The following is a 369-nucleotide window of genomic DNA, read 5'->3' on the forward strand; positions in this document are numbered from 1 at the left end:
CCGGAAACACGCTGGATTGTAGAGAAGATTTTTGACCTTGCAGTACACGGGAGGGGTGCCGCCAGCATTACACGGATTCTGGTGGAAGAAAAAGTACCTACCCCCGGCTGGCTGAACTATGAAAGATACGGGACTTTCGCTAATATCTACGCCGGTGCGCCCGCAGAAAAAGCCTATGCGTGGACGATTGCACAGGTCAAGAGCATTTTGAAAGAGGAAACCTACATCGGTCACAGCGTTCACAACAAGCAGAGCAACATTTCATTCAAGAACAAGAAAAAGGTGCGGAAGCCGCAGGAAGAATGGTATCGTGTGGAAAATACCCACGAAGCCATTATTTCCGAAGAAGTGTTCCAAAAAGTTCAGGAG

1 protein-coding gene is annotated in these 369 nt (G+C 48.5%); it reads left to right on the plus strand.

Annotation, left to right across the window (positions count from 1 at the left end; translation table 11 throughout):
* A partial coding sequence (locus DW835_RS18580; RefSeq protein WP_243037249.1) for a recombinase family protein occupies positions 1–369 on the plus strand: 369 nt, incomplete at both ends.

This window comes from Clostridium sp. AM34-9AC, from assembly GCF_003480225.1.
GTDB classification, from domain to species: domain Bacteria; phylum Bacillota; class Clostridia; order Lachnospirales; family Lachnospiraceae; genus Acetatifactor; species Acetatifactor acetigignens.